The sequence below is a fragment of the Eubacterium sp. 14-2 genome (assembly GCF_000403845.2).
In the GTDB taxonomy this organism is placed as follows: Bacteria; Bacillota; Clostridia; order Lachnospirales; family Lachnospiraceae; genus Petralouisia.
Genome location: NZ_KE159567.1, coordinates 1,978,896 through 2,001,706, shown reverse-complemented (window position 1 = coordinate 2,001,706; position 22,811 = coordinate 1,978,896). Strand labels below are relative to the sequence as shown.

Annotated in this window: 24 protein-coding genes; 23 read left to right on the top strand and 1 reads right to left on the bottom strand. The window is 39.3% G+C overall.

What is annotated here, in order from left to right; genetic code table 11:
- The first annotated feature begins 19 nt into the window (after nt 1-19).
- The 10 genes from C805_RS16320 (at nt 20) to C805_RS16275 (ending at nt 8,572) form a co-directional block, all read left to right on the top strand.
- On the top strand, nt 20-784 hold the full coding sequence (locus tag C805_RS16320) for a FliA/WhiG family RNA polymerase sigma factor (protein ID WP_016215017.1): 765 nt from the start codon (nt 20-22) through the stop codon (nt 782-784).
- Between the two features lie 12 nt (nt 785-796).
- On the top strand, nt 797-2,398 hold the full coding sequence (locus C805_RS16315; RefSeq protein WP_016215016.1) for a DUF342 domain-containing protein: 1,602 nt from the start codon (nt 797-799) through the stop codon (nt 2,396-2,398).
- Between the two features lie 15 nt (nt 2,399-2,413).
- Nucleotides 2,414-2,728 (top strand): hypothetical protein, encoded by a 315-nt coding sequence (locus C805_RS16310; RefSeq protein WP_016215015.1) that lies wholly within the window; start codon nt 2,414-2,416, stop codon nt 2,726-2,728.
- Nucleotides 2,729-2,740: 12 nt separating this feature from the next.
- Entirely contained in the window at nt 2,741-3,454 is a 714-nt protein-coding gene (locus C805_RS16305; RefSeq protein WP_016215014.1) for a DUF6115 domain-containing protein, read from the top strand.
- Nucleotides 3,455-3,457: 3 nt separating this feature from the next.
- Nucleotides 3,458-4,048: an MltG/YceG/YrrL family protein gene (locus C805_RS16300; protein WP_016215013.1), complete on the top strand. Its 591-nt coding sequence runs from the start codon at nt 3,458-3,460 to the stop codon at nt 4,046-4,048.
- A 205-nt stretch (nt 4,049-4,253) separates the two neighbouring features.
- Nucleotides 4,254-4,982: a 30S ribosomal protein S2 gene (gene rpsB, locus C805_RS16295; RefSeq protein WP_016215012.1), complete on the top strand. Its 729-nt coding sequence runs from the start codon at nt 4,254-4,256 to the stop codon at nt 4,980-4,982.
- Nucleotides 4,983-5,099: 117 nt separating this feature from the next.
- The gene (gene tsf, locus C805_RS16290; RefSeq protein WP_016215011.1) at nt 5,100-6,035 is read left to right on the top strand and encodes a translation elongation factor Ts; all 936 of its coding nucleotides are present in this window, start codon (nt 5,100-5,102) and stop codon (nt 6,033-6,035) included.
- Between the two features lie 181 nt (nt 6,036-6,216).
- Nucleotides 6,217-8,046 (top strand): ATP-binding protein, encoded by a 1,830-nt coding sequence (locus C805_RS16285; protein ID WP_016215010.1) that lies wholly within the window; start codon nt 6,217-6,219, stop codon nt 8,044-8,046.
- Between the two features lie 90 nt (nt 8,047-8,136).
- Nucleotides 8,137-8,415: a BrnT family toxin gene (locus C805_RS16280; protein ID WP_016215009.1), complete on the top strand. Its 279-nt coding sequence runs from the start codon at nt 8,137-8,139 to the stop codon at nt 8,413-8,415.
- Nucleotides 8,393-8,572 carry a hypothetical protein gene (locus C805_RS16275; protein ID WP_016215008.1) on the top strand — a complete coding sequence of 60 codons (180 nt, stop codon included), beginning with the start codon at nt 8,393-8,395 and terminating at the stop codon, nt 8,570-8,572. The genes C805_RS16280 and C805_RS16275 overlap by 23 nt, the downstream gene beginning before the upstream one ends.
- Before the next feature lie 1,402 nt (nt 8,573-9,974).
- On the opposite strand, the gene C805_RS16270 is transcribed toward C805_RS16275, so the two are convergent.
- Nucleotides 9,975-11,153, bottom strand: coding sequence for an IS110 family RNA-guided transposase (locus C805_RS16270; protein ID WP_016215007.1), 1,179 nt, complete (start codon nt 11,151-11,153; stop codon nt 9,975-9,977).
- 259 nt (nt 11,154-11,412) lie between these two features.
- On the opposite strand from C805_RS16270, the gene C805_RS16265 reads away from it, so the two are divergent.
- From C805_RS16265 to ilvC, 13 genes are all read left to right on the top strand, one after another.
- Nucleotides 11,413-11,655 carry a hypothetical protein gene (locus C805_RS16265; RefSeq protein ID WP_016215006.1) on the top strand — a complete coding sequence of 81 codons (243 nt, stop codon included), beginning with the start codon at nt 11,413-11,415 and terminating at the stop codon, nt 11,653-11,655.
- Complete coding sequence (locus C805_RS16260; protein ID WP_016215005.1) at nt 11,652-12,029, top strand: type II toxin-antitoxin system death-on-curing family toxin; 378 nt, start codon at nt 11,652-11,654, stop codon at nt 12,027-12,029. The genes C805_RS16265 and C805_RS16260 overlap by 4 nt, the downstream gene beginning before the upstream one ends.
- Nucleotides 12,030-13,003: 974 nt before the next feature.
- Nucleotides 13,004-13,348 (top strand): hypothetical protein, encoded by a 345-nt coding sequence (locus C805_RS0105650; protein ID WP_022751188.1) that lies wholly within the window; start codon nt 13,004-13,006, stop codon nt 13,346-13,348.
- Between the two features lie 75 nt (nt 13,349-13,423).
- On the top strand, nt 13,424-14,812 hold the full coding sequence (locus tag C805_RS16255) for a hypothetical protein (RefSeq protein WP_016215003.1): 1,389 nt from the start codon (nt 13,424-13,426) through the stop codon (nt 14,810-14,812).
- 352 nt (nt 14,813-15,164) lie between these two features.
- Complete coding sequence (locus C805_RS16250; protein WP_016215001.1) at nt 15,165-15,971, top strand: MBL fold metallo-hydrolase; 807 nt, start codon at nt 15,165-15,167, stop codon at nt 15,969-15,971.
- Between the two features lie 133 nt (nt 15,972-16,104).
- A complete protein-coding gene (locus tag C805_RS16245) occupies nt 16,105-16,587 on the top strand; it encodes a tetratricopeptide repeat protein (protein ID WP_016215000.1) in 483 nt (160 codons plus the stop codon).
- Between the two features lie 236 nt (nt 16,588-16,823).
- Entirely contained in the window at nt 16,824-17,183 is a 360-nt protein-coding gene (locus C805_RS16240; RefSeq protein ID WP_016214999.1) for a hypothetical protein, read from the top strand.
- 230 nt (nt 17,184-17,413) lie between these two features.
- Entirely contained in the window at nt 17,414-18,421 is a 1,008-nt protein-coding gene (locus C805_RS16235; RefSeq protein ID WP_016214997.1) for a penicillin-binding transpeptidase domain-containing protein, read from the top strand.
- A gap of 24 nt (nt 18,422-18,445) precedes the next feature.
- Nucleotides 18,446-18,727 (top strand): DUF3788 family protein, encoded by a 282-nt coding sequence (locus C805_RS16230; RefSeq protein ID WP_016214996.1) that lies wholly within the window; start codon nt 18,446-18,448, stop codon nt 18,725-18,727.
- Nucleotides 18,728-18,845: 118 nt separating this feature from the next.
- Nucleotides 18,846-19,694 (top strand): YwqG family protein, encoded by an 849-nt coding sequence (locus C805_RS16225; RefSeq protein WP_016214995.1) that lies wholly within the window; start codon nt 18,846-18,848, stop codon nt 19,692-19,694.
- Nucleotides 19,695-19,704: 10 nt separating this feature from the next.
- Nucleotides 19,705-20,562 (top strand): hypothetical protein, encoded by an 858-nt coding sequence (locus tag C805_RS16220; RefSeq protein ID WP_016214994.1) that lies wholly within the window; start codon nt 19,705-19,707, stop codon nt 20,560-20,562.
- Between the two features lie 253 nt (nt 20,563-20,815).
- Nucleotides 20,816-21,316 (top strand): acetolactate synthase small subunit, encoded by a 501-nt coding sequence (ilvN, locus tag C805_RS16215; protein WP_016214993.1) that lies wholly within the window; start codon nt 20,816-20,818, stop codon nt 21,314-21,316.
- Between the two features lie 51 nt (nt 21,317-21,367).
- Nucleotides 21,368-22,423, top strand: coding sequence for a ketol-acid reductoisomerase (gene ilvC, locus C805_RS16210; RefSeq protein WP_371197634.1), 1,056 nt, complete (start codon nt 21,368-21,370; stop codon nt 22,421-22,423).
- Nucleotides 22,424-22,811 lie beyond the last annotated feature (388 nt).

Sequence of the window (22,811 nt, the reverse complement as noted above, 5' to 3'; positions counted from 1 at the left end):
GCAGTCTTGGGGGCTTTGGATGAACGCGGCAGAAAGAGAACGATTGTGGGCAGAATTTTTAAAAAAGCCCGCGGCAGAACTGAGAGAACAGATTATTGTGGAATATGCACCGCTGGTTAAGATAGTGGCGGGGCGCCTGAGTATGTATCTGGGATACAATGTAGAATATGACGATCTGGTAGGGTATGGAATTTTTGGTCTGATTGACGCCATTGATAAATTTGATATAAAGAAAGATGTAAAATTTGAGACATACGCCAGTCTGAGAATCAGAGGTTCCATTCTGGATCAGATACGGAAAATGGACTGGATTCCCAGAACGGTACGGCAGAAACAGAAGAAAATTGATGAGGCTATCAGAAAGATAGAGACAAGAACCGGAAGGAATGCGCTGGATGAAGAAATTGCAGAAGAACTGGAAGTGACCGGTGAAGAACTGCTGAACTGGCAGTCCCAGCTTAAAGTAACAAACATGGTGTCCCTGAATGAATATCTGGAACAGGGAATGGAGCCTGCCATGGACGCCAAAGGCAATTCGCATTTTATTCAGCCGGAAGATGCTGTTGCAGAAGATGAACTGAAAAAGGTTCTGGAACAGTCTCTGGAGGTTCTCACAGAAAAAGAACGCAAAGTAATTACCTTATACTATTATGAGGATTTAACTTTAAAGGAAATAAGCAACGTATTGGAGGTGTCGGAATCCCGGATATCACAGCTTCATACAAAAGCGCTGATGAAGATGAAAAAAACAATGGGACCCTACATGAATATATTAACGGATTAGGTGGTTGATGCTATGGAGAGCAAAAATGGGTATTTCAAATTAGACGTAAGAGATGTGGGAGTATTCCTTCAGGTATTTCCGCCGGAAGAAGGAGGGAAAATCCCGGAATACAAAGAGGTAGTGGCATATCTGGAAGGCAAAGGCTACGGTATGTTCGATGCAAAAGAGCTGAACCGTATTCTGAGCCTTACGGATGGCGTACAGGAGGTTTATGTGGGCGCATGGAACGGCCTTCATGAAAGTGAGCATATGGAAGTAAATATTTCCATAGACAAAATGCTGGTATTCTGTCGTTTCTATCCGCCTTCTAATAATGGAAAGCTGCTGTCAGCAGAAGAAATCGTTGCAAATCTGTCTGGTCATAATATTACGGTCGGACTCAGTCAGGAAGAGATTCAGCGTTTTCTGAAAGACCGCCATTACTGTACAAATTATATTATGGCAAAGGGAATTCCTCCGATAAACGGTAAGGATGCTAAAATTGAATATTTCTTTAACACAAACCACAATCTGAAGCCCAAAAAGAATGAAGACGGGTCTGTAAATTATCATGAACTGAATACCATCAGCCGTGTGGAAAAGGGACAGGTTCTGGCAAAACTTCATCCGGAAATACCGGGAAAGTCCGGAAAGGATGTATTTGGCGGAGAGATCCAGGCAAGACAGGCAAAAACCCTCAAGCTGGAATTCGGCAATAATATCACCTTATCTGAAGATAAAACAGAGATTTATTCCGGTGTGACAGGACATGCCAGTCTGGTAAACGGCAAGGTATTTGTGGAAGATGTATTTGAAGTGCCGGCAGATGTTGACACTTCCACGGGAAATATAGTCTATGACGGCAATGTTACCATCAAGGGAAACGTGAAAAGTGGATTTTCCGTTACTGCCAAAGGTGACATTGTAATTGAAGGCGTGGTGGAAGCCGCTTATCTGTCCGCCGGCGGGCAGATTGTCGTAAAACGTGGAATTCATGGTATGGGCAAGGGCAGGGTTCAGGCCAGTGACAATATTATTACAAAATTTATAGAGAATGCCACTGTAATTTCCGGAGGTTACATTGAGACAGGTTCCATTCTTCACAGTCAGGTATCGGCAGGAACTGATATTCGTGTGGGAGGCAAGAAAGGCTTTGTAAACGGAGGTGTAATTCGTGCCGGCAATCTGGTGGAGGCCCAGACCATAGGCTCAACTATGGGAACTCAGACAAAGATTGAAGTGGGTGTGGATCCGGAAATAAAAGAGCGTTATGGAGAACTCCAGAAGAGCATTATTCAAATCAGTAAGGAACTGGAGCAGATGCGTCCGATTCTTGTGAATTTTAATGAAAAAATGCAGAAGAAGGAAACGTTAAGCGTGGAGCGGATTCAGCAGGTTCAGGCAGTTGCCAGATCTTTTAAGGAAAAGCAGCAGCTTTTGAATTTACAGCGAAAAGAGCTGAAAGAGCTTCATGACCAGATTCAGATGTCCCATAATGCCAAAATAAAAGTAAAGGGCAGTATTTATCCGGGTGTATCTGTGAATATTTCCGAGGTAAGCATGAATATTAAGAGTGAGAGAACATTCTCGAAATTTATCAAGGAACACGGTGAAATTGTAGTGCGTACTTTATAAAAGGAGTGTGGGAATATGTCAATCCGGCCAGTGGAATTCAGCGGCGTGGTTCAGAGAAGTCAGGATATAAGCACGGTGAAGCAGAATGAGGATAACAAATCCATGCTGCAGCAGCAGAATGTGCAGACTCAGTTTGCAAAGGATACGGTACATCATATGCAACAGGTAACCCATGCCAATGATTCTGACAACCCGAAAAAGAAATTTGACGCCCGTGAAAAGGGAAGTAATGAATATGAAGACCGCCGGAATAAAAAGAAAAGGGCGGAGGAAAAAAACAGCGGAAAGGTAAGCGTTAAAACCACAGGTGGTTTTGATATGAAAATATAGGTGGGTACAGGTATGTCAACAATAGAGATTGTTTTACTGGTAATTGGTGTCGTAATGATGGTCGCAAGTTTCTTTGTTACAGAAAAGCTCTCAAATCAGGATCTGGACAAAGTTGCTGAACTGAGTACAGAAGAAATGCGGCGTATTCTGGAGAGAAGTCTGACAGATGCCCAGGTAAAAGTGGACAACATGGTGGATCAGGTGATAGACCATTCCATTGAAAAATCAATGGAGGTGGTAGAACGGGCGCTGGATAAGGAAACCAATGAAAAAATGCGGGCAATCACGGAGTATTCTGATACAGTGTTGGAGTCCATTCACAAAACCCATAATGAAGTAATGTTCCTGTACAGTATGCTGAACGATAAACATTCTGAACTTACAAAATATGCAGGAAGTCTTGCACAGCTTGCCATCAATCTGGAGGAACTGCAGGATAATATCCAGAACATGGTATCCCATTCCGATGATATTCTGAACAGGGTTCAGGAGTCGGCTGAGACACCGGTTCCGGGTATGATGGAGCCGGATCTGACTGACATACCGAGAGCAGAGCCGGCAGAGGAAGTTTCAGGAGATTTGGCCGATGAAAATATGAATCATAATCAGAGAATTCTGGATATGTACCGGAAAGGAAAAACTGACGTAGACATAGCAAAAGAACTGGGACTTGGTGTAGGCGAAGTAAAACTTGTAATCGGTTTATTCAGAGAGGAAGATTTGTAACGTATGAAATTAAAATATTATTTACGAGGACTTGGAGTTGGAGTAATCTGCACTGCCATTATTATGGGTATTGCTCTGTCCGGGAATAAAAAGGAAAAACTGACGGACGCGGAAATCATAGAGCGTGCCAGACTTCTGGGAATGGTTATGGAAGAAGATTCCGGCGGTAAATCTTCAGAAAAAAAAGAAACGGAAGCTGAACAGAAAGAGGACAGTAAAACTCCTGAAAATCAGGATAACAAGGCTAAAGAAGAAAAAGATGATAAAGATAAAGACGATGACGGAGAATCTGACAGTGTGAAACCGGAAGAGGAAAAAAAGGATGAGCCATCTGACAGCAGTTCTCCCACGGAAAGCACGGAGAATTCCGGTGATACTCATAATATGGTGGAGTTTGAAATCAAACAGGGAGAATTTTCCGATGTGGTCAGCCAGAAACTGTTTCAGGCAGGTCTGATTCCGGATGCAGAGGAATTTAACAATTATATGACGCAGAAAGGTGTTGATGATTCTCTGCGGGTGGGAGTCCATTTGATTCCGGCCGGGGCTACACAGGATGAAATCATAGAAATTTTACAGGGAAAACCGCAATAGGACTTGCAAGTAAATTTTTCCTGTGATATAATCTGTAAGATAACATACATTTTTCTCAATAAAGCAGAGAACGGTATGTGAAATGTCTGTCCTTTCGGACAGATAGCTGCATAAAAATCACATATGTGGATTCCAGAGCCGGTGCCCTGTCGGTAGCTTTGGGGGAAGAAGCATATGGAAGAATCTAACCAAATGGAGGTAAAAAATGGGCGTTATTTCGATGAAACAGTTATTAGAAGCAGGTGTTCATTTCGGACATCAGACAAGAAGATGGAACCCTAAGATGGCTCCCTACATCTATACAGAGAGAAATGGTATTTATATCATTGATTTACAGAAATCTGTTGGAAAAGTGGACGAGGCATACAAAGCAGTATCTGATATTACTGCAGATGGCGGTACCATTCTGTTTGTGGGAACCAAGAAACAGGCGCAGGATGCCATTAAGGCAGAGGCAGAGCGCTGCGGCATGTTCTATGTAAATGAGAGATGGCTGGGTGGTATGCTCACCAACTTTAAGACAATTCAGAGCCGGATTGCAAGATTAAAGGCAATCGAAACCATGGCAGAAGACGGAACTTTTGATGTGCTTCCGAAAAAAGAGGTTATCGCATTAAAGAAAGAATGGGAAAAATTAGAGAAAAATCTCGGTGGAATTAAGGATATGAAGCGTATTCCGGATGCAATTTTTATTGTTGATCCCAAAAAAGAAAGAATTTGCGTTCAGGAAGCTCATACGTTGGGAATTCCGCTGATTGGTATTTGTGATACAAACTGTGATCCGGAGGAACTGGATTATGTAATTCCGGGAAATGACGATGCAATCAGAGCGGTAAAACTGATTGTTTCCAAGATGGCTGATGCAGTTGTGGAAGCAAATCAGGGAACAATTGAAGAAGAGGCAGAGGAAGTTCCGGAAGCAGCAGAAGAATAGGAAGATTAACTGAAGTATTTCAGAAGAGGACAGACAGTATTGCCTGTCCTCAATTATGGATAAACAGACCAGGATACCATATATGTCCTGTTTGATCTGTATATGGAGGAAATGAAAATGGCTATTACAGCAGCAATGGTAAAAGAATTAAGAGAAATGACCGGTGCAGGCATGATGGACTGCAAAAAGGCTTTAAATGAAACAAATGGCGATATGGATGCCGCAGTAGAATTTTTAAGAAAAAACGGACAGGCAAAGGCTGAGAAAAAGGCTGGCAGAATTGCAGCGGAAGGTCTCTGTACCGTTGTGGTGAAAGACGACAAAACCGCCGCAGTAGTGGAAGTAAATTCTGAGACAGACTTCGTTGCAAAAAATGATACTTTCAGGGCATTCGTGGAAGCAGTTGCTACTCAGGCGGTAAATTCTGACGCAGCAGATCTGGATGCATTTTTGGCAGAAGCATGGAATGAAGATTCCGGCAAAACAGTTAAAGATGCTCTGGTAGAAAAAATTGCAGTGATCGGTGAGAATCTGAATATCCGCAGATTCCAGAAAGTTACCGCAGAAAACGGCTGTGTGGTTTCCTATATCCATGGCGGCGGAAGAATCGGCGTTATCATTGAAGCAGAGACTTCTGTTGTCAACGATACCGTAAAAGAAGCATTGACAAATCTTGCAATGCAGACAGCAGCACTTTCTCCCAAATATGTTTCCAGAGATGAAATCAGCAATGAATACATTGCTCATGAGAAGGAAATTCTTCTGGCACAGATTATGAATGACCCGAAAGAATCTCAGAAACCGGAGAAAGTTATCTATGGTATGATTGAGGGACGTGTCAACAAAGAACTGAAAGAAATCTGTCTGGTAGACCAGGTATATGTAAAGGCTGAAGATGGAAAACAGACCGTAGGAAAATATCTGGAGACTGTTTCCAAAGAAGTTGGCACACCTGTTTCTGTTAAGAGATTTGTACGTTTTGAAACCGGAGAAGGCCTGGAGAAGAAACAGGAAGATTTTGCAGCTGAGGTTGCAGCGCAGATGAATGCGTAGAAATTTGTCGAAATCAGGCGAATAGAGATAAGAATGAGAACCCTTGTAAGTGGTGTGGGAATGCCATTTATAGGGGTTTTTATTATCACATGAAAAATACTGATTGATGAAATATGAGAGATAATTTATAATGTAAAGAAAGGGACAAATAAATTTCAAGGCTATTCAGAGGATGGGGAACATGAAAGCAATAAATATATATACATATTCAAGAATACAAGAGGATATGGCTACTGAATTTGAAAATATTTTGTCAAAAAGGTCAAAAAAGTTAAAGGTAAAACCACAAGAGTTTGATGCTATAAGAAGTCTTGTTAATATGTTATCAGGTATTGGGGTTGAAATAAAGGATTTTGAAAATTTTTTTCTTTCATTTACGATAGAACAAATTGGAAAAGAATTTGATTTGATAAAACTTGATAAGGATAATCTCGTTTTGAGTATTGAATTAAAAAGTGAAGAGGTAGGAGTGGAGGCTATTCAAAATCAATTAGAAAAGAATAGATATTACCTAAAACATTTAGCACCAGATGTACGATTGTATACTTTTGTGGAAACTGGAAAAAAATTATATAAATATACATCCAAAGGACTTCAGCTTGTCGGGGTAGGGGATTTAAAAGATACCATGCAGTTATTTCAGGAGAGTCTTGGGGAGAACCTTGAATCTTTGTTTCAGGCGAATAGTTACCTTATTTCTCCTTTAAATTCACATCAAAAATTTATGTATGGTGATTATTTTTTGACAAATCAACAGCATGATATAAAGAAAAAGATAGTAGATTTGATTTTAGTGAATGATAAGGAATATGTTTTAGGGATAAAAGGAAAAGCGGGAACTGGTAAAACTCTTCTGCTATATGATATTATTAAGGAAATAGCAGAGAGAGGAGAAAATTGTTGCTTGATTCATAGTGGTATTTTATGTGATGGACATAGAATATTAAGTGTAAAGTGGGATAATGTAACTATTTTCTCAGCAAAGGAATTGAATGGTGATGGAGTTGAAAATTTAAAAAGATATCAATTTATATTTGTAGATGAATCTCAAAGAATTTATTCGTCTACATTTGAAAAAATAATAAAGGAGGTAATTTCTGAATCTAAAACTGTAATTTTTGCTTATGATTATGCACAATCTTTATCAATAACAGAAGAAGAGAGAAATATTCCAGCTAAGTTGCAGAAGATTGATGGATTTATGGAATATACGTTGTCAGATAAGATAAGAACAAGTAAAGAAATAGCTTCTTTCACAAGAACAATGATGAATTTGAATAACCGAGCTAGAGGATATATGGATTATTCGGATATCGATGTGTTATTTGCGAATAATATAGAAGAAGCAAAGAGATTGATTAACTTGTATGATGAGAAAGGCTATATATTTATATCATATACCCAATCAATGTATTATAGGAATTCGATTGACCTATATCCAAATAATTATGATACACATCATGTTATAGGACAAGAATATGATAAAGTTATGATTATGATGGATAAAAATTTTATATATGACAAAGAGAGAAGAATACAGGGAAAAGAACATCCCAATCCAGATTTGCTTTTTTATAAGTTATTGTATCAAGCGATTTCTCGTGCAAGAGAAAAGTTATGTGTGTTAATAGTGGAAAATTACAAATTATTTTCTGATATTTTAAACATAAAGTTTGACATGCTATCCAGATATCAGTACAAAGAAAATAATACCAATATAACCCTATCAGTAAAAAAATTAAATCGGCTTACAAAATCGATTAAAGATAAGCTTTCAGAGGTACATGATAACTATTCCCTTACAATTTCAGAAACAGTAGATATGATAAATGATGAATTAATGGGGGCTGAACTAAAGAAAAAAGTTATACGAAATGGTATAAAGCTACTGAAAATAATACAGAATGAGTTAGTATCTGAAGAAATTTATGAATTGATTTCAAAGTATTGTGATTATGTAGAAGAGACTACAAGAACTGCCAATACCGAATTATGCCTTTTAGGTGATTAGGCTAATAGAGCTTAGGGAAAATGCAATTGATGGATTGGTTATTTAATGGTATACTGTTAACATAGAATAATCTAAGAGGAACGACCAAAAATGAAATTTGAGTGGGACGAAGAAAAAAATATTATTAATAAGGAAAAACATAAAATTTCTTTTGAAACGGCAGCATATGTTTTTGATGATCCTTATTACATTGAAATGTTTGATTTTGAGCATAGTGTTGATGAGGATAGATATATTGCGATAGGGAAAGTCGGCGATGTACTGTTTGTAGTATTTACAGAACGAAAGGAAACGATTCGATTAATTTCAGCCAGGCTTGCAACTAATGCAGAAAAGGAGCTTTATTATGACCAAAACATTAATTATTGAAAGTGGACAAAAACCAACGGAAGAACAATTAAAAGAGATTGAAGAGGCGAAAAAAAGCCCAATTAACTTTGATGAGGATTGTGAGGAGTTGTCGTCAGCCATGATGAAAGCGTTTAAGAGTGCGGTTGTGCAAAGAAATCGTAAGAAAAAAGCTTAGAAATATTGGGGGAAGAATTTTATCCCCCAATATCTCCCAAATGGAAAATGGCTATCCCCCAAATCTGAAAAATATGCAACAAGAAATTTAAAAAAGCAAAATGAATTTTCCCCCAAAATAAAATTTGGGGGATACGGTTGAAAAGCCGCTGGCTTAGAGCAGTCAAAAATTACAGCAAAGCCAGTAAAATACATAGTTCTGGGGATATGCGACCAGAACACAAAAAGAGGAAAGTTCGCAAAACAGATGAATGCATAAGGCGAAGTTTGCCTGGTTATTTTTTAATAAAAAACTCCTGTGAATGGTGTGGGAATGCCATTTACAGGGGTTTTTGGATTATATGTCATCATTCAAAGTTAGAACGGATTACTGATATGCTATCTCTTATTCTAAGAATATTATTTGGAGTTAGTAAATATCATTTTATAGATCATGAAATATGTAATTCAAGAAACAGAAAGGGATATTATGTAATGGGACCAACAATTGACCAATACATAGTTGCAAACTGCTTATATACAATAGATGAATTTAATATCTTGTACAGGGGGATGGGATAAGCCTGAATTAAAAATTGAAGCCGATGAAATGTTCAATGAAATGGATATAACAGTAAGGATAGGCTATCCTTTTAAACAAAATGCTTATTATACAGCAGGAGAAAGTGCCCGGATAAAAAGCACAGAAAATAAACCATGATTTGTATATAGCACAAAGAGATTTTAAAATTGAAGTTTAATATTTGAAAAATTGGATTAGTTCAGCTAATACAAGAGCAGCAAGCAAAAAGTCATCAGTATTTTAACAGGATTTTGATTGGTTAATGGATGAGATAGATAGTGATAAGGTTGGAAAGGTTGCATTTGTGATTGGATGGTTTAATTGTGTGGATTCATTTTCACAATTAATTCAATCAGGGACTGGGAATGGAACATATCATTAGCAGATGAACGAAAGAAAAGATATTTTCCATTTTAGAAGCAAATAAAGTACCAGTGTATACGAAAGATTTAAAGTATTGTTATAAAAGAGCTTATATGGAGTTACCACTTGACTTAATATCTTTTAAATATAACGGGATATACAGATGTATATTTATACTAGAAGAAAAAGATAAATTTCATTTTGCTATATATTTTTGAAAATGAATAATCCAGGTTAATTATTATATTTATAATAAGATATGTAAAAAAGTATTTTAGGATTGAAATAGGTTGAATTCATCCTATAAATTGGATATAATATAAGTATTATACGAGACTAACTATTAAAGAAAGTCAAGTATAAAAACAAAATTAGAAAAAGTGGCAATGACTTTTCATTGCAGTCAGTACCTTGAAAACTGCATGACAATAAGAGCATCTTTGCAGGTGCTCTAAAAAGAGGATATTTGTAGATCAGGTTAAGGGGTTGCTTTGTATGCTTGACCTGATTTTTCCATTGCAAAAATAGTTCTAACAGGTTTTTTTGCTGCATGGGATAAAGCAACATTGTAATGTTTCCCTTCAGAACGCTTCTTTTCAAGATATGCACCGAAGAATTCATCCCAGTGGCAAACATATTTTGTCGCATTGTAAAGCGCATATCGAAGATATCTGGAGCCACGTTTCTCCATGTGAGAGTAACCGTTATCCAGCTGTCCGGATTGATAAGTGGAAGGAGACATTCCAGCATAAGCCAGTATCTTATCGGCTGAATCAAAACGGTGAAAATCGCCGATTTCGGCGATGATCATTGCGCCCATCCGGTAGCTGATGCCGGGAATAGTAAGAATAGGAGAACGGATTTCTTCATCCATGATCCGCTTGACAGCAGTTTCGATTTCATCAATCTCAGTGGTTAATTCCTGAATGAGTTTGATGGTGTGTTTCAGTTCCAGAGATTTTGCGGGCATAACAGAGCCGATAGAATGTTTGGCAGCCTCTCGGAAATGGATAGCAGTATCTTTATCATAATGACCTTTGGATGCTTCAGAAAGCAGATTTGTCAGTCTTGTAAGGTGGGCAGATGCAACATGAGAAGCGCCCGGAAACTCGGACAGTAAAGAATAGACCGATGCCATGTGAAGCGTAGGAACCAGCTTTTCGAGTTCTGGAAAAAGAATGTTTATAAGCCGGGCAATGGAAACTTTCAGTTTTGCCCGTTCTTTTACTTTATCGAAACGATAACGAGTGAGTGATTTTAATTCCTGATTATGATATGATGTTTCTGAGTAGGACTTTAAGTTCACATCAGACATCAGCATGGAAGCAATCGTGCGGGCATCGACTTTATCCGTTTTGGTCTGTCTAAGGCTTAGACTTTTTCTGTACAGATTCGTATGTAACGGATTGATAACGTAGGCGGTCAAACCTTTATCAATGAGATATCCGAGAAGATTGTAACTATAGTGTCCAGTGGCTTCCAGTCCTGCTTTTACTTTTGATGCATCTACCATAACAGATGAGATTTTTTGATAAAGGTCATGGAAACCTTCTAAGTTATTTGTGATGGTAAATACTTTATAAAGGACTTCGCCATCAGAGTTAGTGATAAAGCAATCATGCTTATCTTTAGCAACATCAATTCCTACAAAAATCATATAGGACCTCCTTAAAATGTATTGATACTGTTTTAAGATCCACAGAGCTCCCTGCGATTGTAACCTGCTTCTTGATAAACCGTCATGCGGTAACTAACTGATTAACAAATGAGCAAAGAGACTGTGGTTGGAGCCTCGTATGAACCATCAGGTGGCAGGAGGTGATGAACCAATCCACAGTATCTTAAAACAGCATAGTCGAACCTGTAGAAAAGGTAAAGAATGGCTATGACAATACTAATAGCAGGAGGTATGGACGATGACAATAAATACAAATACAATGGTTTCTATTACAGAAGCAAATCAGAATTTTTCAAAAGTAGCAAGATTAGTGGATGAACATGGAACAGCCATTATTCTAAAAAATAATGTACCAAGATATCTTGTCATAGATTTTAGTAAAGCAGATGAGGATGCTGTTGCATCAAATGAAGATGTGCTGAGTATATCAAAACGATTGATTGAAAAGAATAAGGAATCTTATGAGGTGCTTGCAAAATGATAAAGCTGACAAAAGAACAGATTCTGTTACTTCATACTCAGATAATGGAGACTACTGGAGGAAGTGATGGAATTAGGGATTTAGGTCTGCTTGAATCTGCATTAAAAAGTCCATTTCAATCTTATGGTGGAGAAGAATTATATCCAGGCATACAGGCAAAGGCAGCAAGACTTTGCTATGGATTAGTTAAAAATCATGCAATGATAGATGGCAATAAAAGAATAGGGTGCCATGCCATGTTAGTATTTTTGGAATTAAATGGTTATAGGATGGAATACACGCAGAAAGAATTATCAGATTTAATTTTAGATGTAGCAGCGGACAGGAAACAATATGAAGATATTTTACATTGGTTGTTAGCGCATCAGATGTAAGTCAGATGATTTGTAATATCCTTAGATACGAGCATAAAACAAAAATAGTGAATAAGTATATGTTGAGGGTTATAAATTTGGGGGAATAACCTTACCCCCAAATTCCCCCAAATGGAGAATAGCTATCCCCCAAATCTGAAAAATATGCAACAAGAAATTAAAAAAAGCAAAATGAATTTTCCCCCAAAATAAAATTTGGGGAGATGCAGTTGAAAAGGCATAGATACAGGTCAGTTAAAAATTACTGCAAAGCCAGTAAAATACATAGTTCCGAGGATATATAACCAGGACATGAAAAAGGGAAACTTCGCAAAACAGATGGGCAAGCAGGCGAAGTTTGCATTTGAAATAATCAGTAAACTTCTGAGAAGAATTGATTTACGAACCTCTGAAAATCCCATAGAATGGGCATTTTCAGGGGTTTTTTGCGTTCCTGGGAGAGGTCTGTAAACTGTACCTTATTGGACATTAGTAATCCAATAAGTGTGAATTACCGTATTTTGAGTGCAAATTTTTAGGATAGCACTATCCTTCAAATTTTAATGTAATTGTATGGATGCCCCAGATTTGTGAACGGTATTCGTGTAAGCTAATATAGACAGGTATTTAAAGAGTAACTGATGGTTTGGTTATTTCTTTTTTATATCTATGTATAATAAGGCTGTGGCTGATTCAGTGCTTATGAAGAATAGTTGAAAATGATAATGCACCGGTTATGTGCTGCAGGCTTTGTTTTCTTGATTCACCACACAGTGCGTGATGATTTGAACAGGAAAAACTATTGCTTATTAAATAATTGAATAAGTTGACACAGGTGGATGTCTTAGAAGAGTGGGCCTGGATATAAATATATTTTCCAGATGTTATAAGATGCATGGTAAATAATGGAGCTGAATGGTATAATTAAGGACATAAAAGTTAATGATGATGTCTGGTTTGACAATGTTACTGTCATCACAAAGGAGGTTAAAGTTATGGCCAGATATACAGATGATGAAATAAGAAATTTACCTAAGATCACATGTAAAATTGCAGGAGAATACCTGGGGATTTCCTCTGTGGCGGTAAGTATTGGAATGAGAAATAATTTGCTGCCAATTGGTTTTGCTGTCCATCATGAAGAGCGGGATAGAACCTATGCCGAGAGCTGGTCGTATCATATAGTAGCAGAAAGACTAATTGCATATAAATATGGAAAAATAAATGAAGTTCATGTTCAGAATATTGAGAAGAATCTGGCTGTGATAGCAGAAAAGTTTGATGAGTTGAGGCAGGACCTGGTTTTTATATTAAGCGAAGACGCAGATCAGCAGACTTAGAGTTGTTTGAATATGCGTTTTCGCTTTTTAAGTATGAGGATGAAAATAAACCGTATGAAGGGAGAGGGGATTGGTATGAGTAAAACAGATATGATCATTTTAAAACGACAACAGTTATATGATGAGATATGGAAAATATCGGCTGCTGGTGTTGCTAAGAAATATAATTTGAACTATGGGAAACTTTTGATTAGCTTAAAGGAAGCGAATATTCCATATCCCCCTTCTGGATATTGGACGCGGCTGAATTGTGGAAAGGATGTTTCAAATGATGTAATTGCATTGCCTGATTCAGATATAGAAGATGTAAACTTATATCCTGAAGGGTTCTCATTTAGAAAAAAGAAGAAGAAAAATAATGCGAAAGAGATGCAGGAAAATGTTGAATCAGACACAGAGAGTGAACTGGCAACAGAGGCGTCAGCGGAACGGCTGGCAGAAGTATCGAAACAACAGGAAAATGAAGTAAAATCAGATCCCTTAGATGAAGAAAGTGTACCAGATACCATATTATCGTTTTTACCGAAGGAAGAACGGTCAGAAGTTATTGGGGTTTTGAGAACTATCGAAATAAAGAAAAATGCTCGTTTCCATAGCAAGGTAATTAGTTACAAACAGTCGGTTAAAGAATGGAAAAAGCAGGAAAGAGAAAGACATTCTTATTCATATGGAGGGCGAAGGAATTATGGACAAAATGCAAATGATGTTCCGCCATTCATAAATGATATTTCATCAGAAGGATTAGAACGGGTATATCGGATTCTGGATGCACTTTTTAAGGCTGTGGAACAACTGGGCGGGGAAGTATATGATAATCTGGTCATGAGGATTAGAGAGGATTCTGTTCACATTAAGTTTGCAGAAGGGCAGGACAAAATACCTCATGCATTATCCAGACAGGAAGCCAGATTGCTTGTAGAGTATAATGATGCAAAGAAGCAGGGACGTTATGCTTCCAGGCCGCAAATAAAAAAATATGATTATGTTTATAATGGGAAGCTGCGTATTATTTTTAGTGACGGGAAATATATACGGGACAGTAGCCAGGTCAATATTGAAGAAAAACTGGATGAGATACTGATCAGGTTATATGAAAACTCAGAAGAAAACCGGATTGCTCGGGAGAAAAGAGAAGAAGCGCATCGACAATATTTAGAGGAGCAGAGAAGGAAAGAAGAGATACAGCAGAGATATGAAAAGGAAGTGGATAATACAGTAGCTTTGGTCAATCAGGCAAAGGATTATGAGATTGCCTGTCAGATCAGGAATTATATATTTGCGTTATGTAAAGAAGGAGAACTGACAGAAGAGAAATCAAAGTGGATAGAATGGGCCAGGAAAAAAGCTGATTGGTATGATCCAACTGTAGCGCGTGAAGATGAGTATCTGGGAAAACGAAAATATTCGTTGGCAGAAGAAGAAAAAGAACTTGCGAAAAAGAGGAGGAGTGGATGGAAATTATAGAGGATATCCGGCAGCATAGAAAAGTACGATACAATGTAAAAATATTCTTATTATTGTACTTTTGGCTACGCCTGCTAACTAAGTTTTGCGCCGGCCCGGTTTATAGAAGAACTGATGAAAATTAAAAAACACCATTCAGGATTCTTTGAATCATACATTCATGCGTTTATCGTGATCCCGGAAAAGTAAGGGTGGCGTACAGGCATAAAAGATGTTAAAATGGTTATGGTTCATCTGTGCAGGGATGCGGCTTTCCCAGGAAGGCTTTCGCATGACACTTTTTTCTATAGCGTGGGCTTAGCGGTGTTATCATGTCGAAGCAGATGGGCCTTTTGTAAAATGGAGTGTTAAGATGGTAATAGAATTAAAGTATTCCGGCACAAACACATATCTTATCCGGGGAACAGATGGCAGCATCCTTTTTGATACAGGATGGGCGGGTTCTTTTCCACAGTTTGGCAGGGCGCTTGGTGAGGCAGGGGCGACAGTGCAGGAAATTCGCTATCTGTTTATTTCCCATTTCCACCCGGACCACATGGGAATCGCACAGGAGATCGCCGACTGCGGTGTGAAAATCGTGGTGGCTGATGTGCAGCGGGCACATATTCATGATGCGGACGTGGTATTTGCAAAGGAAGGGAACCGCTTTTACCAGCCGGTTGTGGATAAGAATGTCCGCGTCATTTCCAGCGGAGAGAGCCGCGCGCTTTTGGAGGAATGCGGGATTGCGGGGGAAGTGGTGCATACGCCGGGGCATAGCGAGGACAGCATTTCTTTATGCCTGGATGATGGGACGTTTTTTGTAGGCGACCTCAATCCCCTGTATGAACTGGAACTTCACAGAGGAACGCAGATTGGGGAGAGCTGGGACAAACTGCTGGCAAAAAATCCTGTCAGGGTGTATTATGGCCATGCGAAAGCGGCGGAGCCAGGTGGGAAGCAGCGGATGACGAAAAAAGAGTCCGGGCATTCCGAAGACACTTTCCGGCTTGTAAAAAAGATTGTGAAATGTTTGGATAAGGGTTATACGTTGGAAGACATCGGGCGATCATCGGGTGCCGACATATTATTTGTGGAGGATGTGGCGAGAATGTATCTGACACATCAAAATATAAGCGTACAGGGAATTCTGGACAGAATTGAGATTAAAGGAAAATAGCCTGTCTGCAGAAATGGAAATATGAGCATCTGGAACGCCTGTTGCTGCAGGCGGCAGGGAAGAACGGGAAAGAAACCACATTTCCGGGATAAGAAAATCGGAACTGGTCGAAAGGAACGCGAGGTATTTTAATATGGGATCATTTTCAAAAGAAAAAGAATTTGAAGAAATAACGCCGGCACTCAAAGCAAAATTAGACGAATTTGCTGAGAGGGGCAATCAGTTTGAGGAAGAAGAACAATATGAAAAAGCCATACAGGCATGGGAAGAAGGGCTCGGCCTGATACCGGAGCCGCAACAGTATTATAGCGAAACGATATGGTTTTTAGCCGCTATCGGGGATGTTTACTTTGAAAAAGGAATGTACACGCAGGCACATAAATGTTTTGATAAAGCACGGGGAAATTTGAGCGGTGACGGATATGGAAATCCATTTATTATGCTTCGATTGGGAGAATGCTGTCTGGAAACCGGAGATGAAAAAAATGCCATAGAATATTTGCTTCGAGCCTATATGATGGAGGGGAAAGAAATATTTGAACCTGATGAAGATGGAGAGGACGACGGACAAAAGTATTTCGATTTTTTAAGAATGAATGTTGAACATATTGAGTAATAGGAGATTTGATTGTGGGTAAAACGACAACAGAGGTTCATCCGGGTGATATTTTTATGATCCCTCTTTTTTTGCCATCGCATTCTATGGATGATTATGACACAGATTACAGGAAATATGTTTGCACCTGAGCATATAGGGCATCCTTTTTCCCGGAAAGGGCGTTGGAAAATTATATTCAGCAATCCACATTATGATATACGGAACGCATCGAACTGGAAGAGGCCGGAATACCCATGTGGATTATGAATACCCGCGTAGATTTGGAAGCCAGGATTCGTTCCATACTTGAAGCACAGGGAACAGAGTTAAACTATGAGCGGATCGTTAGTGAGCGGAAATCTGAGTATCCAAAACCAGCAGATCCGGATAAAAAACTAAAGGAAATGATTGCCCCGTTCCGTTGGATGTCAGGAGAAAGAAGATACACATTAAGTCTGGATGCCGGTTTATTAAACTGCGACTGCTTTGCAGGAAATCATATGCAGGGAAATGGATATGACTTGGAAAAAGTTGCATCTGCATTTATTAAAAAGCAGGGAATAGATTCTGAGAAAAAATTCCGTTTTGATTGTGGGCGGATACATTTTCCATAACTTCTTCCTCTAAAAAAATACTGAAGGAGTTTGCGATTTCTTTTCATAAATTTGTTATGGATACAAGTGCCTTTGAAGAATTTTTGAGCCAGCTTTCATGATTGTGCTTGAAAGTCCGGTTTGCAGCAATAAAATAGTTATGGAGTACAGCCAGGTAAATAAACGTATCGGAGTAAAAACAGACTGGGAAGCAAACGGAAAAGGAAAAATATCAGACAAAAGGAGAATTTATGAAAAAGAGGAACAAATATTTTAAAGTGGGATATTGGATATTTGTATGTGCAGTTCTTTGCACGGGCTGCTCGAAAGAACGCAGTACAGAAGAAAGGATTGCAGTGGAAGATGCAAAAGAAGAAATAAAGGAAGGAAAAAAAGAGCAGCAGGAAATAGAATCAGGCAATGTTTCGTCAGAGGAAAATACAAAAGATATGGAAGATGATACCGAAGACATGGCAGCGGAACCAGAGATTACCCAGGCAGACTGGTCAGAATATTTTAACGGATTGAACGGAACGGCGGTGATCTATGATGCTTCTGACAGGCATTACACAATCTATAATGATGAGCTTGCAGCGGACAGACGATCTCCCTGTTCCACATTTAAAATTATTTCTTCCCTGACAGCGTTGGAACATGGAATCCTTGTGCCAGAGGATTCTGCCAGAAAATGGAGCGGCGAAGTATTTTGGAATGAGGACTGGAATAAGGATATTGATTTCAGTGAAGCATTCCGTACCTCCTGTGTGTGGTATTACAGACAGCTCATAGATGATATCGGGCAGGACAGGATGCAGAAGGAACTGGAAAAACTTCAGTATGGCAATTGTGACATTTCTGACTGGGAGGGGCAGTTGAATGCAAACAATAATAACAGGGCTTTAACGGGGTTTTGGATTGAATCGTCTTTATTGATTTCTCCGAAAGAACAAACAGAGGTAATGGAACGCATCTTTGGTGAAAATTCGGAATATTCAGAAGAAACACAGCATGAACTGAAACAGGTCATGCTGGTAACAGAGCAGGAGCAGACAGATATTTTGATCTATGGAAAAACGGGGATGGGCAAAGTCGATGGTATAGTGATTGACGCATGGTTTACCGGATTCGCAGAAACCACAGAGGGGAAGTTATATTTTTGTGTGCGTCTTGGAAGAACAGACGGCATGAATGTATCCAGTCCGCTGGCAAAGGAAATTGCGATTCAAATTGTATCAGATTATGACATACGTTATAATTAAAAATTCACAGAAACGAGGTATAATATGATTGATTTACAGGACAGAAGTTACTGTCCAACGTTGGAAGAAATTGGAGAATATGTTAATAATCCGGTCTTTCACAGATTCTGTTCAGAGCTGAAAGAAAAAGAACCGTTTGAAGCAATCCTTCCGGAATGCACTTCTGAATTAAAAGAAATATATTTTAATACCAGAGAAGGAAATGGGCAGAAATGGCTTATGGTAGAACTGGAAGATATGGACGATATGTATCATGATGTATTGCGAATCATTGAACTGCGCAGGACCTGTCAGCTTTCAGGTTAAGACAGCTTTACAAGGCCCTTTCCCTGTGATAGAATGAAAATGTTATTAACGGTTGTCGATAGTCTGGTCGACAGCGTTTCATTTAAAATATTTCCTGAAACTGATGGAGGGAAACAGTATGAACTGGGAAGAAGCCAGAGAAATTCTGGAAGAAATAAAAAAAAGAACCGGCACATACGCATATTCGCTGGTTATTGACTCTGAAAAGAAACCGGAGTTATGCGACAGCAAGTTTGGAGGTCTGCCTTATTGGGATATGGAAAAAGAATATCCCACAGACAGCGAAGGCAGGAAACTGATGCTTCTTGCTCAGATTAATCTGGAGCAGATGTATGGGAATACGGAGCGGGATGAACTGCTTCCGGAAACAGGAATGCTGCAGTTTTTTATAGCATTGGATGATGTGTATGGAATGGATTTTGACGAACAGGATGTCCAGAAAAATTTCCGGGTAATTTATCATGAGACCATAAAGGAACCTGCCACAGAAGAGCAGCTCAGGGACATGGGCGTTCCTTCATGTACGGATGATGATTTGGATGAATATTCTCCCATCTGGACAGAAGCAGCTTTAAAAATAACCGGAGAACAGGTATGCATGGGGGAAAGCGATTACCGGTTCCATACGTTTTTTCAGGAAGTTGTACAGAAAAAATATGGGAAACAGTTTGAAGGACAGTCTCTGTACCAGATTCTGGACGACGATGCCCTGGACAGGATAGAAGAATTTTCAAATGCAAATCACTGGCTTCTGGGATATCCTTACTTTACACAGACAGACCCAAGAGAGTATGAGGAAAAATACCGATATTACGATACTCTGCTGTTTCAGATGGACTCTGATTATGGAGAAGGTGAGGATTATATTATGTGGGGAGATGCAGGAGTGGCAAATTTCTTCATTAATCGGGAAGATTTGAGAAAGAAAGATTTCAGCAAAATCCTGTATAACTGGGATTGCTGTTAAGGGACACAAGATGAACAAGAGTATAAAAAAGTATCTGCCTGTATTGGGATTATTGCTGTTGGTGTTTCTTCTCATTCTTTCAGTAATCTGGCTGAAAAATGAAAAAAAGCAGTCAGAGGTGGAAGAAACGGTAAATGTTTATACAAATAAAAAAAGCCTGTATGCCGGTTCAGCCAGATGGCTGGAACAGAATTTATCTGAAGAAGACAGGCAGGCAATGATTCGGGCATTTACCATTCAGGAGCCAAATGTCCATACTTTTCTGCAGGGGCCAAAATCCTGGAGTGAAGGCATTCCCTGGTCAGGTGAATGGTGCCAGTATACGGTGGAAGGAAATCCTTTTGGAGGATTCGGATGCGGCCTGTGCTGTATGGCCAACATTTATAATACGTTATCTCCTTATGAGATTTCTCCTCTGGACATGTTTGAATATGCGGTCTCATCCTCTGACTATGCACCGGACGGAAGATATGGAGCCATAGACTGGAAGGAAATGCGGAATGTCCTGAGAGAATGCGGGGTGAGCTGCAGGCTGTATCGGAAGCCTGAGACGTATGAAGCATTTCAGGAACAGATGAAATCATCAAAATCAGCAGTTGTGCTGATCAGCAGTGCAGAGGATGACACTTACTGGCAGGATACGCCCGGACACTATGTGAATATCTGGCTGTATCAGGAAGAAGATGATACCGTGTTTCTGGCGGAGCCGGGAAATCCTGAGAATAATCGTTCCAGAATTCCTCTTCGCTATATTTATGATGCACTGAAAACCGTCAGCAGATTTCAGTATCTGGCCGTAGAGGGATATCTGGAAGAGGACAACCAGTGGAAAGCTCATGGAATTGACGAGCACTGGAATCGTCCCTGAATATTAAAGATACCAGGTTGCACATTCCATGACAGCGGAATATGGGTAATTATCTGGTTATGAAAAACCATACAGATATAACCTGAAGGAATATATATCAAAAATAATTCGTATGGCTGTCGGGAAAACAACGAGAGGAATCTATTGACAAACCTGTTTAATATGCTAAACTTATTAGTAATCGCGCAGGTGAAATAAATCACCGAAAAGTATCTGTGAATCAGAGACAGAAAGGAAAAGGCAGGTTTTATACATGGAAACACAGGCATTATCAATTCTGGTTGAGAATACACCCAATGTACTCAGCCATGTATCCGGTCTGTTCAGCCGGAGAGGTTATAATATAGACAGCATATCTGCCGGCGTAACGGCAGATCCAAGATTTACCAGAATTACTATTGTTTCCAGCGGTGATGAGCTGATACTGGAGCAGATTGAAAAACAGCTGGCAAAACTGGAAGATGTGGTGGATATTAAAAAACTGGAAAGCGGAAGTTCCGTATGCCGGGAACTGATTCTGATTAAAATCCGTGTAAAAAGTACGGAACGACAGGCAGTTATTTCCCTGGCAGAAATATTCAAGACGAAAATCGTGGACGTAACCAATGACTCCATGATGATTGAACTGATTGGCAGCCAGAGCAAACTGGAAGCCTTTCTGGAACTGCTGGAAGGATATGAAATTCTGGAACTGGCCAGAACAGGAATCACGGGGCTGACAAGAGGTTCCTCAGACGTTAAAATGTTTGACTGATTCAGCAGAGCAGGTATTATTTGCATCTGCAACATACAGTGTATGGAGCAAATGCGATATTATAAATTATTTCAGGAGGATGAGAAAATGGCAAAAATATTTTATCAGGAAGACTGTAACCTTTCTTTACTGGAAGGAAAGACCATTGCAATTATCGGGTATGGCAGCCAGGGACATGCCCATGCATTAAATTTAAAAGAATCCGGATGCAACGTAATTATCGGTCTGTATGAGGGAAGCAAATCCTGGGCAAAGGCAGAAGCACAGGGATTTGAAGTATTTACCGCAGACAAAGCCGCAAAAAAAGCAGATATTATTATGATTCTTATTAATGATGAGCTGCAGGCAGATATGTATAAGAGAGATATTGAGCCCAACCTGGAGGCAGGCAATATGCTGATGTTCGCCCATGGATTCAATATTCATTTCGGAGCAATTGTACCTCCGAAAGATGTGGATGTTACCATGGTTGCTCCGAAAGGGCCCGGACATACCGTAAGAAGTGAGTATCAGGAAGGAAAAGGAGTTCCCTGTCTTGTAGCGGTGGAGCAGGATGCTACCGGAAAAGCACAGGATCTTGCGCTGGCATATGCACTGGGAATCGGCGGGGCAAGAGCCGGAGTTCTTGAGACAACTTTCCGTACGGAAACAGAAACAGACCTGTTTGGTGAACAGGCTGTGCTGTGCGGCGGCGTATGTGCACTGATGCAGGCTGGTTTTGAAACACTGGTAGAAGCAGGATATGATGCAAGAAATGCATATTTTGAGTGTATTCATGAAATGAAGCTGATTGTAGATTTGATTTACCAGTCCGGATTTGAAGGCATGAGGTATTCCATCTCCAATACTGCAGAATACGGCGATTATATCACAGGGCCAAAGATTATCACGGAAGATACCAAAAAGGCAATGAAGAAAATTCTGTCAGATATTCAGGATGGAACTTTTGCCAAAGATTTCTTACTTGATATGTCTCCGGCAGGACGTCAGGTTCACTTTAAGGCAATGCGTAAACTGGCAGCAGAACATCCCGCTGAGGAAGTAGGCAAAGAGGTGCGCAAACTTTACAGCTGGAACAATGAAGATGACAAACTGATAAATAATTAATCAGAAGAACATATATGTTTCGGATAAACACCGTTGACAGTGAAATTTTGTCAGCGGTGTTTTTGACATAAAAAACAGAGAGAATACAGGGCATGCAGGGTTTTTAAAGAAAAATTCACCAAAATTTTCTACATATTTGTGCATGGATTATTTTCTTTTTTTGTGTTATAGTCAGGAAAATTTAACATACGCAGAAAGGGGAAAATAATATGACAGATCATGAATTGTTATCATCACTGTCTGATATGATGGACAGTAAGCTGTCACCGATAAAAAGTGATATTGGGATTTTAAAAGAGGAAGTGAGTGGATTAAGAAAAGACGTAGATATATTAAAAGAAGATGTAGGAACACTGAAAACAGAAGTGAAAGAACTGAGAAAAGACGT